Raw genomic sequence first — 17,540 nt, 5'->3', positions numbered from 1 at the left:
GAGCATTTGCGTCACATTTGAGCGAAATAGCGGCATTTGAGTCCGTTAGGATTTGAATATGCCGATTTATCGTGAAATAACGGCTCCTGTGGACCGCAGTCAAGAAAGTAGACACCGTATTCTTGTGAAAATTTATGAAGCCTTCTTATAAAATTGCAGATCAAATTGAACTGGACTCAGATAGCCCAGCGAGCTGTGGATCCTCTTTCGGTTATAGAAAAACTCAATGTAGCGATAGAGCTCAGTATAAGCTTCTTGCTGCGATTTGAATTTTGGTGAGCAGTAGATCAATTCTTTCTTGAGAATGCTGTGGAATGACTCGATGCAGGCGTTATCATAACAATTTCCCCTGCGGCTCATGCTAGCAATCATTCCGCATGCCTTGAGTTTTGCTCGGTACTCTTTAGAGGTGTACTGTGTTCCACGGTCGGAATGGTGGATGAGGCCTTCCTTTGGCATCTTGGCCGTATAAGCAGCCTCAAACGCGCCCATGACCAGTTCCGTCGTCATGTGATTGTCCAACCGCCAGCCAACGATTTCACGTGTACACAAGTCCATGATGCTTGCCAAATACAGCTTCTGCCCTTTGCACGGGATGTAGGTGATGTCCGCAACCCATACTTTATTCGGCTGGGAAACCTTAAAGTTCTGATTCAAAAGGTTAGGCGCGATAGGGTGATCATGGTTCGAGTCGGTGGTGGTGACCCGAAACTTCCGAGAAACACAGGCTCGCAACTTCAGCTCCCTCATGTATTTGCCTACCGTTCGTTCTGAGATTGTGAGCCCTTCAAGACGCAGTTTAGCTGTAATTTTAAGTGCTCCGTAACGTCCTGAGTTATCCTTGAAGTGGTAGGAGATGCGCTTGACCACCTGCTCTTTACGGTACGCTTGCGAACTGATTTTCTTAGTTTTCCATTTGTAATATCCGCTCCGCGAAACACGCAGCACCTGGCACATCTTCTCCACCCGAAACTCGGAGCGATACTTTTCGATGAATTGGAACCTCAGTTCCTTTCCTTGCTGAAGATGTGCAGTGCCTTTTTTAGAATCGCCATCTCTTCGCGCAGATCCGCCAACTCGCGATCCTTAGACTTATTCTGTGCCTCCAACTGACGAATCTTCTCGGGCAAATTGACCGATTCGTTCTCGAACTGCCTAAACTGATTCATCCACTGATGAACCGTACTTTTAGCGATCCCTAACTCCTCACAAATGTCCGCTATCGATTTCGTTTGTTCTTGTACGTATTTTACCGTCTGTTTCTTGAACTCTTCCGTAAACCGTTTGCGATGCTCGCTCACTACAGACACCTCACTTTGCTGCGATTATTATCTTGTATCTCTCAGCATCGTGTCCACTTTTTATTCTAGCTTCACTGAGTCCGTTAGAGGGGGCAAGGGGAGAATCGAATCGCATGGGGCGAGGATCAGGCAGATTGGTAGGCAAGCGGGCAGGAGATTCGAAAGTTCGTCCGCGAAGTCGCTCGCGCAGCGCAGCTGCTCCGCTGTCATAACCTGCACATAGCCAAGCATAAACCATGTATAAGGAGACTAATCCGTATCCATGGGAGGGCAATGATGCACGAAAACAATGGAATCGATGCGAGCAATGGGAACGAAACGGACAAGGCAATCCATAAAAACGATGCAGCCAATACAAACCATGCAAACGATGCAAACAATGCGCCGCGCGTAGACAAATGGGCATCAGATCGGCCCGCATCGTATCATTCGCAAACGGTGGGCGAGCGTGGCCCCGTGCTGGAGCAGGATTCGGTGCTGCACGAGACGCTGGAGGAGTTTATCCATACCAAGATTCTTGAAAGGCCGGTGCACGTGAAAGGAGCGGGCGCATTCGGATACTTTCAGACCACCCATCCGATGGGTGCGTATACGAAGCTTTGTTTTCTGCAAAATCCCGGCCAGCAAGTACCCGTTACCGTGCGGTTCTCCCTTGCCGTAAGCAATCGGGGGACGCCGGATACGTCGCGGAATGTACGGGGCTTCTCCACGAAATTTTATACGCCGCAGGGCGTGTTCGATTTGCTCTGTAATCATATTCCTGTGTTTTCCGTACGGGATGCGATTCGTTTCCCTGAGACGATCAACGCATTTCTGCCATCGCCGAAAAACAATTTGCTCGATCCCGAAAGATTTTGGAGCTTCGTGGCGAGAGCGCCGGAATCGACTAACTTTGTGGTCTGGCTTTACTCTGACGTTGGTACGGTGAAGAGTCTTCGCCATATCCGGGGCCATAGCGTGAACACTTACGTTTGGCGAAATGCACAGGGTGTCCGCTCGTATGTGAAATACCATTGGATGCCGCTGGCCGGCGCGCAATATATCGATCGGCAAGAGGCTGCACGCTTGGCTGGCGAGAACCCGGACATCGCTGCTCAGGACCTTTATGACACGTTAGCGACGGGAAAAACGGTTGAATATGGGCTTTATGTGCAGCTGATGAACCCTGAGGACGAAGCCGCGCTTCCGTATGATCCGCTGGATGATACGAAAATCTGGGACGAAGCGAAATATCCGATGCAGCCGGTTGGCCGATTGGTATTGAACCGAAACCCAGATAACTATATGGAACAGGTTGAAAAAATAGCGTTCTCGCCATCCAACCTATTGGAGGGTGCGGAGCTGTCGGATGATAAAATGCTGCAGGGCCGCACCAATATTTATTCGGATTCGCAGCGCAGGCGATTGGGACCGGATTTCCGCAAAATCCCGATCAACCACCAGAAAAACTGGACGCCAGCGTCGCAGGAGACGAGCGGAAGCGGCAGATTCGTAGAGGGACGTCTTGTGCGTTCCGATATTTCGAAGCCAGACAATTTCTCGCAGGCAGGGCAGTTTTATCGCTCGCTCACGCCTGTGCAGCAGGAGCATTTGGTAGGCAATTTGGCTGCAGACCTGGCGGCTGTATCGCCTGGGACGCAAAGCACCGTGGTGGGCTATCTGTCTCAGGCTTCGGCGGAGCTCGGAACACGGGTTGCCCAGCAGATCAGCCTGCAAGGGAGATAAGAGGGGAGAGCAAGGCAAGAGAGCGGACACTTTGCGAAAAGTGCTCGCTTTTTTTTGTTTGTTCTAATACGCCAGAAGCCGTCCGTCATCATGCCATTGCCCATACATTTTATTCATGCGGGTTTGTTCAATAAACTTAGCTAATCGATTCTGATACAGCATTTCGTCCTTCTGCACAGACTGGATATTATGAATCTTGATCCTAACATAGAGGTCGGGCAACGCTTGAAAGTTGCGATAGAGCACTTCATCTGAACGCAATAGTGCCAAAATTTCCTCATGTATGACGAAGCCTTCGGCGCTCAGATCGGGCAGCACCTTTCTCCCTGATTCCGTCATGAGGCCCAGCTTCTCCAGCCGCCGAACGCGCTCCTTGTTCAGCTCGGTCCAGCTGCTCTTCTTCTTGCGCGGCGAAAATCGCTGCGCGGTTTGCCTGTCGTTCAGCTTCTTGGTTGTACTGTCGATCCAGCCGAAGCACAATGCTTCTTCTACAAAATCCAAGTAACCTGCGGAGGCAGGAACAGGATCGGCCGAGACTAACCAGCAGTAATCTTCCGCATCGTGATGAGTAGTGAGCCACTCCCGCCATTCCTGCCGAGAATGGACTTGAACGAGTTTGTTGATGATCATGCGAGGGATCGCTCCTTATCCTTGCTTTCTAGCGTTCACTATCTCCAAATAGTGAGCGTTGTACATGATGCCCAGCACGTTGCCAAACGGATCAATGACCGAAGCGGTGACGAATCCTTCCCCACGGCGAATGATCGGCTCGTATTCCTGTGCTCCCATAGCTTTCAAATTAGCAAGCGCGTCTTCTACATCGTCTACATGCCAGTACATGATGGCGCCACCGGGGCCAATGGTTGCATGCGGCGGAGCGAAACGGCGATCGATGAGCCCGAGTTCATGCTGGCGTTGCGAAACCTCGTAATGGTTGTAGTCTGCTCATTACTTATTTCCCCTTCCGTAGCTGGCTTTTCCTTTATATATCTGATTATAAGCTAGCGTTGTTGACACCTGTGTGTCAGTGTTTATTGCTGGTTCAAAGCTATGTGAAAAGTTGACATGATGTCCGATCATGATTGAAGATAAATGGATATAAACAATATCAAGGAGATTATGAAAGATGAACCTTATTTATTTATGGATTGAATCCTATGCTGTGTTTACAAAAACAGGGTTTCATTTCAGCAATGACTATAAGTTTGAATATAGTTCCGGCACGCTTAAGATCAAGGATTCGGAAGGACGGGCGCTCCCTAACGGGTTTTTCGAAAACAATTGCACGAATGTTAGTGTTGTTGTTGGAGACAACGGTGCTGGTAAAACATCGCTGTTGAAATGCGTGATGGATTGCTTGGCACTGGAAGAGGATAACATGCTAATTAGCTTTGCGGCGGCATTTCGTGATGAGTCAAGCTCGGAGATATACGTCTACAGTCAGAATCTATCGGATTTCAAAACCGATCATACCGAATGCAAGAAGGCACAAGTAAAACCGTTGGATCATAAAGATTTTCGAGAACTCATTCGGAAGACGAAGTTGATTTACTTAAGCAATGTATTGGATCTTCAAGATTACGCCTATGGTAAAAGAGGTGGAGTGTTCGATGGCTCAATCGGCGGATTGATGAGACGGGATTTTCAGAATAATAGGGAAAATCATCATATCACGCTAGAAGAGAACCAGATTTACAACTTCTTTAATAATGATATTTACAGACAAGTGGATTTTCTGATTCGTAATGAGCGGCATAAACCAAAGATGCAGCTGCCTTTTACAATTCCAAATTTCCTTAAAGTCTCTATTGTGAAAAGCAATGTTAATTTAAAAAATACAGAAGGTGCAATGAATATAGAGAGTTTTTCCAGATTTATAACAGAAAATCAAACGGAAGAAGTAACGCTTGAACATGAAAAAACAAGAGAACTATTGTATATGGTTCACGAATACGTAGGGAGCTTGCAAATGAGCGATACTGAAAAATGGTTTGACCAAATGGCTGAGCATATCCTCATTAACGGGATAAAAGAGGTCGCGCAATCCTACGTCCGGCCAGCAATTCGAATAGACGAGTGGGGCTGTTTGTTTGAAGCCTATGAACCTTATCAGGAGGGCGTCGATTCGGTTCTAGCGTATAGCAGTCGCTTTCTAAATCGAGCCATGAAAAAGCTGCTGGATGCTGGGTCCATTTACTTTGATCGCCTGAAACCTTATGCGGAGTTTATAGACTGGATCATAAGTCATAAGGATGCATTTGATATCGAGGTGGACCTTATTGACTCATCTGTGGCTTTTATAAAAATGCATGCGCTAGAGGCGAGCCACTCCCAATCCAAGCTGTTTCAAACGTTCTTCGAGCATTACATCCGAACCTGCCGTCCTTATTATTATTTAAACTTCTCATGGGAATTGAGCACAGGAGAGAGTAATTTGCTCAGCCTCTTCGCTCGCATGCACGCGGTTCTAAAGCCGGAGGTGGACGGAGGGCGAGGGACGAAGCTCGTGAATGATTTCATTAACGGTGAAGTGATGTGCGAGCAGGTATTGCTGCTCATTGATGAAGCGGATCTGTCCTATCATCCACGGTGGCAATTGAAATATGTAAGCGCCTTATTAGATGCGGTATCGTCGCTCTATTCCTATTACAAGGTTCAGATCCTGTTGACGACGCATTCTCCGCTCCTATTATCGGACATTCCTAAGAGCCAGGTTTTATATCTAAGGCAAGGAAAGGTTCACTTGAATACGGAGCATCAGGAGACGTTTGGGCAAAATATTTATACGTTATTTAATGACGCTTTCTTCGTAGACAAGACGGCAGGAGAATTTTCGGATCGGATGATTAGAAGTGTACATAGCGGGCTCGAAGAGCTGTTGGTTCAGATGAAGTCGAAGGAAGACGGAGCGCAAAGCGTTGAGGGCGGCATGAATGAAAGGCTGGATTATCTAGCGTACATCATCAGTATCATTGGCGAGCCAGTCATCCGAAAAGCTTTTGATGCCAAGCTGCAGCAAATCAGGGCAGCGTATCAGTCCTCGAAGCTGAAAGAAACGATAGCGCTCTATAATGATCTGTCAGTAGAAGAGCGAAATCAACTAATCGACCATATTATTAAGACGAACGATGGAAGGCAGTAAACGATGCGCAAAATAGTGATGTCACGCGACGCGGAGAGAAAACACCAGCTGTACTATAAGAAAAACATATTGCCAAAGCTAGTGGACAGCATAGGGAACTCCGAGATTCGCGATATGGTTATAAAATTCAATCAGCTGAAGCTAACAACGTATGTTCCCGTTCGAAGGTTTGTGAACCAGCATGCTCATTTCATCGGCTTCGTGAAAAACCGGTACAAACTGTTCGCTACGGGCAGGTTCGCCGACCTTGAGGAGCTGCAAACGTTAATCAAGCAGAAATTTCCCTTAATTAACCGAGTACTTCGAACGGATATAAAGGGGCAAAAACAAAAGCATAGGTACAGAGAGCATCTGAACAAGCTGTTCGGATACGGTCAGTTTAAAGTGATCGAGCTGTTCGATTACTTCAAAGAAAAAGCGCTGCAAAACACAGGACAACGAGTGTATGACACCAAGGTGGTTTTGCAAGAAATGGTCCGTTTGCTTGCAGGCGTCTATCCGAGTCAGGCAGGCGAAATTCATGCGAGATTATTGCCTGCAGGTCCGCTGCTTAAGGTAGATGAATGCAGACAGGCGTTTCGTAAGCTGCGCGACTTGGATATTACGATGGACAATTTTAAGCAAACCAACATTTTTCAAGCGGACTGGAACGATTACTGCTTTGTTATGGAAAGCGAGCTGAGGGTGTGTCCCTATTGCAATCGGCAATACATTACGCCAGTCTATTCGGATAATGGCATGATGCGGGCCGATATTGATCATTTTTTGCCGAAAAGCATTTACCCTTACTTCTCGATGTCTTTATACAATCTGGTGCCGGTGTGCAAATCGTGTAATCAATCGTTAAAGCGAGATAAGGCGTTTACCTTTAAACATCTAAATCCGCATGAGGAGCATATAGGCGACTATTTTACATTTCAAGCAGATGTGGTAACCAATGAAATATCGATTGTAGCAAACGATAAGGTAGACGAGATCAAGGAGCATGTAGAGACGTTCAAAATTGCGCCGCTGTATAACTATCATAGGAATCAAGTGGAGGAGCTTATCAAGAAAAGAATAGCTTATCCAGATGCCTATATAAAAAAGCTGTACGATGAGCACAAGGATATCTTTAATAGCGAACAAGAGGTCAAGCAGTTAATCGTTGGGTTCATCGAGGATAAGAGCAGAATAAACGACGAAGCTTTTTTAAAGTTTAGGCGAGACATTGCCGGGCAGGTAGGCTTTCTAAGTGCGTGCGATGAAGCCAAGATTGCCCAATTGAAGGCCCTTCGAATAAAGTAATGCTTTCCGCGCTCTAACGGACTCAGCTGCCGCTATAATGGCCCAAAAGGCACATTTTCCGATGTAACGGACTTCAGCGTCGTTATTTGGTGTGAAAATGGACATTTTAGCCGAAATGAAGTGATATAGCGGCATCTGGGTCCGTTACAATTGGAACATGCCTATTTATCTTTAAATAGCGGCATCTGAGTCCGTTGGAAGTTAGGAGTCTTAGAAGACCTGTCATGTATTAGCAGCGAGCATACATGCGCGTTATTCGGATTGTATAAAAATGTAATGCTATGATACTATTAGATTAAAATGGAATTGCGAACTAAAAATGTCGCATCGTAACAGCATGAAAGGAGAAAAAAGATGCATTCAAAAATACTGCCAATGAATTATCCGCCAATTACTTCATGGACTTGGCATGCTAATCTTTTATCGGTTATTACCAACTATAAAGAGACAAACAATTGGTTGTATAGCAACTATATTCAGCTTGTATGCGAGGCAGGCTATGTTATCGATTTCTTTCCGAGATCATCTGCAAAGCAGGATTGTCCTTGGACCTACAACCAGATTATAAGAAGAGAAACAATAGCGATGCTGACGAAAGACATTTGTCAGTTTTTTATTTCGTGTATTAATGAAAATAACTATATATTCGGCGTGTTTGAACAATCCTATTTTTTCAAAAATTGCGAAGAGCCGCTCATTCATGAATTGTTTATTTATGGGTACGATTTGGAAGAGAGGCTGTTTTACGTTGCTGACTTTACTTTCAAAGATACTTATTCTTATGAAACCGTATCGTTCGAACAATTAGAAGCGGCCTATCGGGGCATTGGCGAGGATCAAGATTATAACTTCGATGGGCGGGGCGGCATTGAGTTATTAAGCTTTTATAGCAAAACGCATTATGAATTCGATGTGTATTTCGTTGCGGAATCCATTAAGGAATATCTCAATGGAACGAATACTTCGGATCGATATCGCATGTATAAAAATTCGACTGCGGGCGAATACGGTATAAATGTTTATAAAGCATTTGCCGCATTTCTGAAGGAAAATCCTGATTTTACAGATTACAAACCTCTGCATCTTATCTATGACCATAAGGTTCTGATGCTCGAAAGAATTAAATTTATGGGCCTGCACGGGTTTCTGCGTAATTGGGAGGAAATCCACAAGCAGTACACGACCATTTATGAAAATATAAGAAATGCAAGAAATTTGTTTCTTAAGAAGTTATTCAGAAAGAGCGCTGCCATTGACGAGAGAATCATCGAAATTCTGCACGATGCGCACAACAAAGAACAAGAAGTGCTTCAGCTGCTGCTCGATCATTTGATCTATAAGGATGCCCCTTCCGATAAATACTGGAAGGATGTGACAGGCACGAAGTTGGGGAAAGAGTGACGCAGCTAGTTAGCGATTACCGATCCCCGTTCCGCCATTCGGACGGCGAAACGTTTTTCAGCTTCTTAAACATGCGGCTGAAATAATAAATATCGCTGAAGCCCGCCGCCAGCGCGATCTCGGAAATCGTGCGATGCCGGTCGCGAAGCAGGCTCTCGGATTTGTTGATGCGAACGAGATTGACGTATTCGACGAGCGACTTATCGGTCACTTGCTTGAACACGCGGCTAAAATGAAACCGGCTAAGCCCGGCAAGGCCGGCAAGCTGCTGCACCGTTAGTTTCTCCTGCGCATGCTCGTCGATATAAGCGAATACAGGGGCGAGCCGCTCCAGCTCTTTGAGCCGGGCGCGGTATTCGTCTTGTTCGTGTGCGGTCGCGGCGTAATGCCGGACGAGCAGCGTGAGCAGCTGGTACAGATGCGACTTGACCGATAGCTCATACCCGATCGTTTTGGAAGCTAGCTCCTCATTAATTGCGAGAATGCAGGCAGCAACGCGCGGATCGTCCGTAATCCGGTTCTGGAAGAGCAGGCGGTTTTGCATGATGGGCGTAATAAACTTCTTCTCGACCGCATCCGAGGCATGGCTGTTCAGCAGCGAGATGTCAACGATCATCGCATAATAGGACAAATCCTCGGACCGGCTGATGCCATAATGCAGCTCGTTGCTGTTCACAACGCACAGATCTCCCGCGCGGAAGGTAAAAGGAACGGAGCCGCATTCGATCGTCGCTTCGCCGGAAACAAAATATAGAAACTCAATATGCTCATGCCAATGGTGGCAGAACAGCGTCGCGCCGACCTCCATTTTCTCGGTATGTCGAGGATGGATTTTGATTGGGAAAGACGGGTCGGGCATGGGCATATGTTCGCGTAAAGCGGATAGGTTATTCACGTTGAATCGCCTCCGATGGCACAATCGTACAAAAACAAAGCATGCTTCTTCATGGTTCGTGCCGCTATTCTCATTATAATACGAAGTATAGTCGCAAAACGATAGCTTTGCCGTTCAGGGCAGCTGCGGCAATCACTTATGGAATCGAAGGAGCGTGCGAAACGAATGAACCCAGTTCGAATTGGCGTCATCGGAACAGGATCGATCTCGGAATGCCATCTGAATGCTTATGCCCGCAATGCGAATGCACGGATCGTCGCGATTTGCGACGTGAATGAGGAGCGCGCACGCAAGGTAGCAGATAAATATGGCGCGGACAAAGTATTTACAGATTATAACCAAATGTTTGCTGACTCGGATATCGATGCAATCAGCATCTGCACCTGGAACAATACGCATGCGCCGATCAGCATCGCCGCACTGGAGGCAGGCAAGCATGTGCTTGTTGAGAAGCCGCTTTCGCGCACCGTCGAAGAAGCGCTGGCCATCGAGCAGGCGGTTCGTACGTCAGGCAAGCTGCTGCAGGTCGGCTTCGTTCGCAGATATGATCCGAATGTGCAAATGCTGCGCGAATTCGCGGATCGCGGCGAGTTCGGAGAGATCTATTACGCGAAGGCGTCAACTATTCGCCGGCTCGGCAATCCGGGAGGCTGGTTCGCGGACGTCGAGCGCTCCGGCGGGGGGCCGTTGATCGATCTCGGCGTTCATATTATCGATCTGGTCTGGTATTTGATGGGCCGTCCGAAAGCAACGACGGTTAGCGGCAACGTATATGCCAAGCTGGGCAATCGCTCCAATGTGAAGCATTTGTCGTTTTATAAAGCTGCGGACTACGATGCTTCCAAGAACACGGTCGAGGATCTGGCAAGCGCGGTCATCCGCTTCGAGAATGGCGCCTCGCTCATGGTCGACGTAAGCTTCACGCTGCACGCGAAGAAAGACGAAGGATCCGTGAAGCTGTACGGAAACAAAGGCTCGTTCGAGATCGACCCGGAGGTGTTCATCGTGACCGAGAAGTACGATACGATTCTGAACATCGAGCCGCAGGTAGACAGTAAGGCAGGCTTCAGTGCCAATGCGGCGTTCCAGAACGAAATCGACCATTTCATCGATTGCATCGTCAATGGCACGGAGCAAATCAGCCCGGTTGAAGACGGCGTCGAGATTATGCGCATATTGAACGCGATTTACGAGTCCGCAGCCAAGGGTGAGGAAGTCCGCCTATGAAATTCGGCGTCAGCACGTATTGCTTCTGGCAAGCGATGCAAACCGGGGAGCTGGACGTCCTTCAGGCGATTAGCCTAATCGCGGAGATGGGCGGAGAGCATGTCGAGATCGTGCCGCTTGGCTACGACTTGATCGCGCATCCGGAGCTGATAGCGGCGATTCGAGATAAAGCAGCGGAGCATGGTTTGGACGTCTCCAACTATGCGATTGGTGCGAACTTCGCAGGCTTGGACGACGAAGCTTATGAGCAGGAGATCGAGCGAGTGAAGCGCCATGTCGACATTGCGGCCGCACTCGGAACCAAGCTAATGCGCCATGATGTGGCGAGCTCCGAGGATCGGTCGATCAAGCGTTTTCTCGCGGACCTGCCGCGGCTGGCAGACGCATGCAGGCGAATCGCGGATTACGCGGCAGGCTTCGGGATTACGACAAGCGTGGAAAACCACGGGTTTTACGTGCAGGCCAGCGATCGCGTACAAGCGCTGGTCGAGGCTGTCTGCAGGGACAATTTCCGTACGACGCTCGATATTGGCAATTTCGTCTGCGTCGACGAGGATCCGCTCGTCGCCGTGCGCAACAATATTTCGTATGCATCAATCGTGCATGTGAAGGACTTTTATCGGAGGCCGGCTTCGGTCGATCCAGGCGAAGGCTGGTTCAGCTCTTCGAATGGCACTCGCCTGCGGGGAGCGATCGTCGGCCACGGGGATTTGGATATTCTCGGTGCACTGCGCATCGTGCGCGCATCCGGCTTTGACGGCTATGCCTCGATCGAGTTCGAAGGCATGGAGCCTTGCGTACAGGCGACGAAGATCGCTTTGGACAACGTGCGCAGATTGTGGGAGCAGGCGAAGCGGATGGAGGGAGCGAATGAAGATGTCGGATATCATCAAGCCATGGAAAGTCGGGATTATCGTCGATAGCTTCAAGGTCGGCGTGCGCAAGGGCTTAGAGAAAGCGAAGGCGCTTGGCGCCGAAGGCGTGCAAATCTATGCGGTAGAAGGCGAGATGGACCCCACGAATCTGTCCGCTGCGGCGCGCAAGGAATGGAGGGCGTTCATCGAATCGCAAGGGCTGCAAATTTCCGCGCTCGTCGGCGATCTGGGCGGACACGGCTTCCAAGACCGAGCGGCGAATGCGGTCAAAATCGAAAAGTCGAAACGGATTCTCGACCTCGCCGTCGAGCTCGGCACGAACGTCGTCACGACGCATATCGGCATCGTGCCGGAAGACCGAAATGGCGCCGTATATGCGGCGATGCACGAAGCCTGCGAGGAGCTTAGCCGCTACGCGACGAGCATGAATGCGTACTTCGCGATTGAGACGGGACCGGAAACGGCTGCGCATCTGAAAAGCTTCCTCGACGGACTCGGCTCCAAGGGCGTATCCGTCAACTTCGACCCGGCGAATATGGTCATGGTGACGGGCGACGATCCGGCACAAGGCGTCTATACGCTGCGCGATTATATCGTCCATACGCATGCGAAGGACGGCATTCGCCTGCGCGAAGTCGACCCGCGGCTGATCTACGGGGCGCTAGGCTTCGATCCGCTCGACCATAACGTCATTGCCCAGCAAGCTGAATCGGGCGACGCCTTCCGCGAAGTGCCGCTCGGCACCGGCAGCGTCGACTGGATGGCTTACCTGCAGGCGCTGCGTGACATCGGCTACGACGGCTATTTGACGATCGAACGGGAAGTCGGCGCCAATCCCGAAGCTGATATTGCAGAGGCCGTCCAGTTCCTTAGAGCGAGAATGTAAGCAGGCGATACGTTGTAATGATAGTGAGGTCAACCCGTTGTGGGTTGGCCTTTTTCTTTTTGTATAGGGGCAGCTATAAATCACTCTTCGCGGACGAATGAATGGTATGATTAATGTAAAACTTGAATAAACACATTTAGGAGACTGATGCTAGATGAGCGAAAGAGAGATTATCAATCGGACTGAGTTGCCGATTACCATTCATAGCATTGCACAGGATCTGAGCCGACTTGGCGTAAAGGAAGGGGATACCGTTCTTGTACACTCCTCACTTTCTAAGTTGGGGTGGGTTTGCGGAGGTCCGCAAGTTGCTGTACATGGATTGCTGCAAGCAATTGGCACGTCAGGAACACTCGTCATGCCGGCACAAAGCAGCGATTGGAGCGATCCTGCTGAATGGGGGAATCCCCCCGTTCCTCCTGAGTGGATTGAAATTATTTACAAGGAATGGCCTCCGTTTGATCCAGCGCTAACACCGACGAGGGGAATGGGGCGGATCGCTGAGGTGTTTCGGACATTCCCGGGGACACTGCGGTCGCAGCATCCACAGGTCTCGTTTTGCGCGAACGGAAATCATGCGAGGATGATCATCCAGGACCATCCGTTAAGCCCTCAGTTCGGAGTACAAAGTCCGCTTGGCAAACTATACGATTTGGATGCAAAGGTGCTCCTGCTGGGTGTGGGTTATGACAAATGTACAAGCTTTCATCTGTCAGAGACTGCTTTAGCCGGCATGCCAACGAAGCAGATGGGGGCCGCAATTGTAGAGGAAGGCAAGCGCGTCTGGAAGTGGTTTACGGACTTTGCTTACGATGCGGAGGACTTTGCCTTGATCGGAGAGCAGTTGGAGCAGGCAGTCGACGTTCAGCGAGGGAAGGTCGGGATTGCTGAAAGCAGATTGTTCGGGATTAGAGACGCAGTAGACTTTGCTAGTCAATGGTTGCGGGTCCATCGCAAAACGTCTACCTGACTGTGATTCGCACGGCCAGAGTGGGCGTGTGCCCGAATGAAATATTTTTAAAATTCTGTCCCGCGAACTTTAGAGAACACCATGGTATCTCTTAATGCGCCTGCCACATCACACTTTTCGTTACGGAGAATGCCTTCCAAAGTGAAGCCCAAACGCTCGGCGACTCGGGCGCTCAATAGATTAAGGGAATCACAGCGAATCTCAATGCGATTGGCTTGTAACGCTTGAATCGCATAATTCGTAATCGCTTCTACCGCTTCGGTGATATACCCTTGTTTGCTGAAAGAGGTGCTGACCCAGTAGCCGATTTCAAACTTACGCGATTGCCAATCAATCCGATGAAGGCCGCTGCCACCGATGAATTGTCCAGTTTCCTTCAGGAACAGCAGGAGCCGAAAATCGGTACGCTCCAAAAATTGCAGCCGGGATCGTCGAATACTTATTTCCGATTCTTCCAACGTAGGGATGGTTTGTGCCCACGGCATCCAAGGACGCAGTTCCTCTATACTCTCGATTACAGCCGCGTTCACAGCCTCCCCGTCTCCCCATAATGGGGCGCGTATTAGCAGACGGTTACTCTCCAAGCTCTCAGGTATCGATAAAAGAATGGGATTAGTAAAATTAGCGTCCATGTGCTCACTCCCTTAAAATATTTCTAATAACATAGCATAGTGGAAATTCGCTTTACCCTAGAAAAGTGACCGCCCCATCGAGGCGGTCATTTGCTGGTTATTCTTCAAACACGGTAAACATCCCCGTCATTTCGGGAGAGTGATCCTTGAACCCGTACTGCTCATAAAATTTATCGTTGCCATGCGAAGCGAACAGGCCGACGAAGGCAATGCCATTTTTGTATTTGCGCTTCTTGATGAAAGCAAGCAATTGATCCACGATCATTTTGCCAATGCCCTGCTTCTGGTGCTCCGGTAACACAGCCACGTCCTGTATATAAAAATACATGGCGCCATCGCCAACGATGCGTCCCATGCCAACTACCTTCCCATCGCAAACGACTACTGCGCCGTAAACGGAATTGGCGAGAGATTGCTCAGACATTTCGGTATCAAGCTTGCCCCAGCCGACAGCGTCCCAAAGCGATTTATGCTCGTCCACCGTCGGAGGCCGTTCAATGATTTCATACCCCATATCGGTTAGCTCCTTTCTTGCTCTATGTTGAAGCATAGAACGATTTTTGAATTTCAGCAATGGATACCTATTGGTTTGATTTTACACTATTTGTATCCAATGTAATGGACTTGCATGTTATTGACTTGGCTCTCGTATATATGTTTCGATGAGTCATCGAAATGGGGGGAGCGGGATGTGGACGAGGGCTGCGAGCGGTTTCCTGAACATCGAGATGAATGGGATGAATCCGAGCGATCCAATTGAAGGTGCCACAATAAAGATAACGGAGCATCGAAATCCGAATAAAGTAATCAAGACGGTCGTGACGGATAAGGACGGGCAGGTTCCGGACGTTGAATTGCCCGCGCCGGCAGCGTCTCCCAACGCAGATTGGGACCCGCATACCAAGTACGATCTACTCGTGGAAATCCCTTCAGTGGATGGGCATGCCCGCGCATCCTATACCTACGCGAAGAACGGCATTGAAATTTATGACGGACGAACGACGAATAATCATGACGAGCTTAGTTATATTATGGGGCTAGAGACAGCGATGCAGGATGGGCGCGCGACATTCGCAATCAATTTGCCAGATTCTACGATTGCCGACCAAGAAAGCATGGTTTATCAAGATCCGGACCAATTCGCGGATAAAACGAGCCCCGGTGTCTTCTCGCCTCTGATTAGGAAACCGTTCGTTCCTAGCTATATCAATATTTATTTGGGGCGAATTAACCCTTATGTCCCGCGCGTGTCCATCAACAACAAGAAAGTGATTAAAGATACGTTCAAACAGTATATCAAAAGAGTGTGCGCAATCGAGTTCGGCGGGATAGCCAAGCTGTCGGAGCAAGCGATTTATGCCAATACGCTAGCCGTCATCTCGTTTGTGCTCAATCGGATGTACACCGAAGTTTATGTCGACAAAGGGTACCCGTTTACGATTACGAATTCAACCGCATTCGACCAGCACTATCCGGCGGGCGGGTTTACGAACCAGCGAGTGGATGAAATCATCGATAAAATATTCGATCAGTACATTAAAAAAGGCAAAAAGGTTCAGCCGTACTTCTCCCAATATTGCGCGAAGCATCCTTGCCAAAATAAAGGGATGTCGCAGCTGGAAAGCAATAGGATGGCGCTGAATGGACGTTCCTATATGGAAATTTTAAAGCGGTTTTATGGAGACGATCTGACCATCGAGAAGGCGGAGAAGGTTACCGTCATTCCGAACTCCTACCCCGGTCATGAGTTGAAGAAAGGGATGACCGACCCCGCGGTTGGCGCAATGAAGGGCTTCCTCAACGTAATTCGCAAAAGTTACCCCGCGATTCCGCAGCTGAACGCAACCGATCTGTTCGATGAACAGACGGAGAAGGCGGTGAAGAAATTTCAAGAGATCAACAAGAAGAAATTGAAGGTGGCGAACGGGATCGTGAATGAGCCGACGTGGCGATTGATCGGGGAAAAGTATTATTTTCTTGGCGGTCAGCCCTAACGGACCGAGCAGCCCTTATATGATCATAATTAGCCCCATTTCTGTTCTAACGGACCGAGGAGCCGCTAATTGACCAAAATCGTCCTTACGAGACAGCAAAATAGCTAAATAACGGCTGTGGGGTCCGTTTACATTATGCAGCGGGCACTTTTGGAGGGGGATAGCGGCTCTGAGGTCCGTTAGCGTTAGACAAGAGGGTGTCTCAAAAGCAGAACTGCTTTCGAGACACCCCTTATCAATTCCTAGGTCGCGCCTTATTCCTGCGAAATAATCAGCTCCAGCGCACCCTCCAAGCTGTAAGGCCCGAACGCCACAGGCAGAATGAAGTGGTCGCCCTTGCTCAGCGCATAGTTCTCGCCTTGCACGCGAAGCGTTCCACTTCCTTCGATGACGCTGGCAATCGTATATTTCGGGTTCGCAGGCAGCTGCGCCACGCCGGATACAACCCATTTTTCAACAGTGAAGAAGTCGTTCGATACGAAAGAAGTGACCGTGATGCCTTCGGCTTCGTGCGTGCTGTACTGCACAGGTACGTAAGCTTGCGGAATGGACGTAACGTCGATAGCCTTGTCCAAATGCAGCTCGCGCAGGTTGCCGTCCTTGTCGCGGCGGTCATAGTCGTAAACGCGGTAGGTAGTATCGGAGCTTTGCTGCGTTTCCAATACGACGATGCCTTTGCCCAGAGCATGAATCGTTCCGCTAGGGACGTAGAAGAAGTCGCCAGCCTTTACCGGCACTTGTGTCAGCAGCTCGTTCCATTGGCCGTCCTGCACCATTTGGACAAGCTGTTCCTTCGTTGCCGCCTCATGGCCGAAAATAATCGTAGCACCCGGCTCGGCGTCAACGATGTACCAGCATTCCGTCTTGCCGAGCTCGCCATTCTCATGCTTGCCGGCATATTCGTCATCGGGATGGACTTGGACCGAGAGGTCATCGGAAGCGTCCAAAATCTTAGTAAGCAAAGGGAATACAGCTGAGCTCGACTGGAACAGCTCGGGGTGAGCGGTCCACAGGTCGCCAAGCTTTATGCCTGCATAAGGGCCATTCTTGACAACGCTTTGGCCGTTCGGATGCGCGGATACCGCCCAGCATTCGCCCGTCAGGTCATTTGGAATATCATAGCCGAACAATTGCTTCAGCTTCGTGCCGCCCCAGATGCGTTCTTGAAATACCGGTTGAAGAAAAACTGGCTGATTCATCGATTT

17 protein-coding genes are annotated in these 17,540 nt (G+C 49.2%); 9 read left to right on the top strand and 8 right to left on the bottom strand.

Features of this window, described 5'->3' with window-relative positions; all coding sequences use genetic code 11:
• Positions 1 to 132: 132 nt before the first annotated feature.
• Together PAECUDRAFT_RS13200 and PAECUDRAFT_RS13195 are read right to left on the bottom strand one after the other, a co-directional pair.
• Positions 133 to 993 (bottom strand): IS3 family transposase, encoded by an 861-nt coding sequence (locus PAECUDRAFT_RS13200; protein WP_233516762.1) that lies wholly within the window; start codon positions 991 to 993, stop codon positions 133 to 135.
• A gap of 11 nt (positions 994 to 1,004) precedes the next feature.
• On the bottom strand, positions 1,005 to 1,301 hold the full coding sequence (locus tag PAECUDRAFT_RS13195; RefSeq protein WP_006038594.1) for a transposase: 297 nt from the start codon (positions 1,299 to 1,301) through the stop codon (positions 1,005 to 1,007).
• A gap of 276 nt (positions 1,302 to 1,577) precedes the next feature.
• Here PAECUDRAFT_RS13195 and PAECUDRAFT_RS13190 point away from each other — a divergent pair, with 276 nt between their 5' ends.
• A complete protein-coding gene (locus PAECUDRAFT_RS13190; protein WP_006038593.1) occupies positions 1,578 to 3,026 on the top strand; it encodes a catalase in 1,449 nt (482 codons plus the stop codon).
• Positions 3,027 to 3,089: 63 nt separating this feature from the next.
• Here PAECUDRAFT_RS13190 and PAECUDRAFT_RS13185 read toward each other — a convergent pair whose 3' ends face one another.
• Complete coding sequence (locus PAECUDRAFT_RS13185; protein ID WP_006038592.1) at positions 3,090 to 3,656, bottom strand: YdeI/OmpD-associated family protein; 567 nt, start codon at positions 3,654 to 3,656, stop codon at positions 3,090 to 3,092.
• Between the two features lie 15 nt (positions 3,657 to 3,671).
• Complete coding sequence (locus PAECUDRAFT_RS13180) at positions 3,672 to 3,866, bottom strand: VOC family protein (protein WP_006038591.1); 195 nt, start codon at positions 3,864 to 3,866, stop codon at positions 3,672 to 3,674.
• Between the two features lie 1,129 nt (positions 3,867 to 4,995).
• Here PAECUDRAFT_RS13180 and PAECUDRAFT_RS26120 point away from each other — a divergent pair.
• From PAECUDRAFT_RS26120 to PAECUDRAFT_RS13165, 3 genes are all read left to right on the top strand, one after another.
• Positions 4,996 to 6,168, top strand: a complete 1,173-nt coding sequence (locus PAECUDRAFT_RS26120; RefSeq protein WP_199558755.1) for an AAA family ATPase — start codon at positions 4,996 to 4,998, stop codon at positions 6,166 to 6,168.
• 3 nt (positions 6,169 to 6,171) lie between these two features.
• A complete protein-coding gene (locus PAECUDRAFT_RS13170; RefSeq protein ID WP_006038589.1) occupies positions 6,172 to 7,455 on the top strand; it encodes an HNH endonuclease domain-containing protein in 1,284 nt (427 codons plus the stop codon).
• 354 nt (positions 7,456 to 7,809) lie between these two features.
• On the top strand, positions 7,810 to 8,856 hold the full coding sequence (locus tag PAECUDRAFT_RS13165; RefSeq protein WP_006038588.1) for a hypothetical protein: 1,047 nt from the start codon (positions 7,810 to 7,812) through the stop codon (positions 8,854 to 8,856).
• A 16-nt stretch (positions 8,857 to 8,872) separates the two neighbouring features.
• Here the strand turns inward: PAECUDRAFT_RS13165 and PAECUDRAFT_RS13160 are convergent, their stop codons facing one another.
• Positions 8,873 to 9,751 carry an AraC family transcriptional regulator gene (locus PAECUDRAFT_RS13160; protein WP_006038587.1) on the bottom strand — a complete coding sequence of 293 codons (879 nt, stop codon included), beginning with the start codon at positions 9,749 to 9,751 and terminating at the stop codon, positions 8,873 to 8,875.
• A gap of 165 nt (positions 9,752 to 9,916) precedes the next feature.
• On the opposite strand from PAECUDRAFT_RS13160, the gene PAECUDRAFT_RS13155 reads away from it, so the two are divergent.
• The 4 genes from PAECUDRAFT_RS13155 (at position 9,917) to PAECUDRAFT_RS13140 (ending at position 13,709) form a co-directional block, all read left to right on the top strand.
• Positions 9,917 to 10,978, top strand: coding sequence for a Gfo/Idh/MocA family protein (locus PAECUDRAFT_RS13155; protein WP_006038586.1), 1,062 nt, complete (start codon positions 9,917 to 9,919; stop codon positions 10,976 to 10,978).
• Positions 10,975 to 11,901: a sugar phosphate isomerase/epimerase family protein gene (locus PAECUDRAFT_RS13150; protein WP_006038585.1), complete on the top strand. Its 927-nt coding sequence runs from the start codon at positions 10,975 to 10,977 to the stop codon at positions 11,899 to 11,901. Before PAECUDRAFT_RS13155 ends, PAECUDRAFT_RS13150 begins: the two co-directional genes overlap by 4 nt.
• Positions 11,855 to 12,739, top strand: a complete 885-nt coding sequence (locus tag PAECUDRAFT_RS13145) for a sugar phosphate isomerase/epimerase family protein (protein WP_040712432.1) — start codon at positions 11,855 to 11,857, stop codon at positions 12,737 to 12,739. Before PAECUDRAFT_RS13150 ends, PAECUDRAFT_RS13145 begins: the two co-directional genes overlap by 47 nt.
• 154 nt (positions 12,740 to 12,893) lie before the next feature.
• Positions 12,894 to 13,709 carry an aminoglycoside N(3)-acetyltransferase gene (locus PAECUDRAFT_RS13140; RefSeq protein ID WP_006038583.1) on the top strand — a complete coding sequence of 272 codons (816 nt, stop codon included), beginning with the start codon at positions 12,894 to 12,896 and terminating at the stop codon, positions 13,707 to 13,709.
• Positions 13,710 to 13,756: 47 nt separating this feature from the next.
• Here PAECUDRAFT_RS13140 and PAECUDRAFT_RS13135 read toward each other — a convergent pair whose 3' ends face one another.
• Positions 13,757 to 14,341, bottom strand: coding sequence for a GNAT family N-acetyltransferase (locus PAECUDRAFT_RS13135; protein WP_006038582.1), 585 nt, complete (start codon positions 14,339 to 14,341; stop codon positions 13,757 to 13,759).
• Between the two features lie 97 nt (positions 14,342 to 14,438).
• Entirely contained in the window at positions 14,439 to 14,855 is a 417-nt protein-coding gene (locus PAECUDRAFT_RS13130) for a GNAT family N-acetyltransferase (RefSeq protein WP_006038581.1), read from the bottom strand.
• Between the two features lie 175 nt (positions 14,856 to 15,030).
• On the opposite strand from PAECUDRAFT_RS13130, the gene PAECUDRAFT_RS24700 reads away from it, so the two are divergent.
• Positions 15,031 to 16,335: a peptidoglycan-binding domain-containing protein gene (locus PAECUDRAFT_RS24700; protein ID WP_006038580.1), complete on the top strand. Its 1,305-nt coding sequence runs from the start codon at positions 15,031 to 15,033 to the stop codon at positions 16,333 to 16,335.
• 254 nt (positions 16,336 to 16,589) lie between these two features.
• Here the strand turns inward: PAECUDRAFT_RS24700 and manA are convergent, their stop codons facing one another.
• Positions 16,590 to 17,534, bottom strand: a complete 945-nt coding sequence (manA, locus tag PAECUDRAFT_RS13120) for a mannose-6-phosphate isomerase, class I (RefSeq protein WP_006038579.1) — start codon at positions 17,532 to 17,534, stop codon at positions 16,590 to 16,592.
• Positions 17,535 to 17,540: the final 6 nt, after the last annotated feature.

Source organism: Paenibacillus curdlanolyticus YK9, assembly GCF_000179615.1.
GTDB classification, from domain to species: Bacteria; Bacillota; Bacilli; order Paenibacillales; family Paenibacillaceae; genus Paenibacillus_T; species Paenibacillus_T curdlanolyticus.
This window is presented reverse-complemented; position numbering and strand designations above follow the sequence as displayed.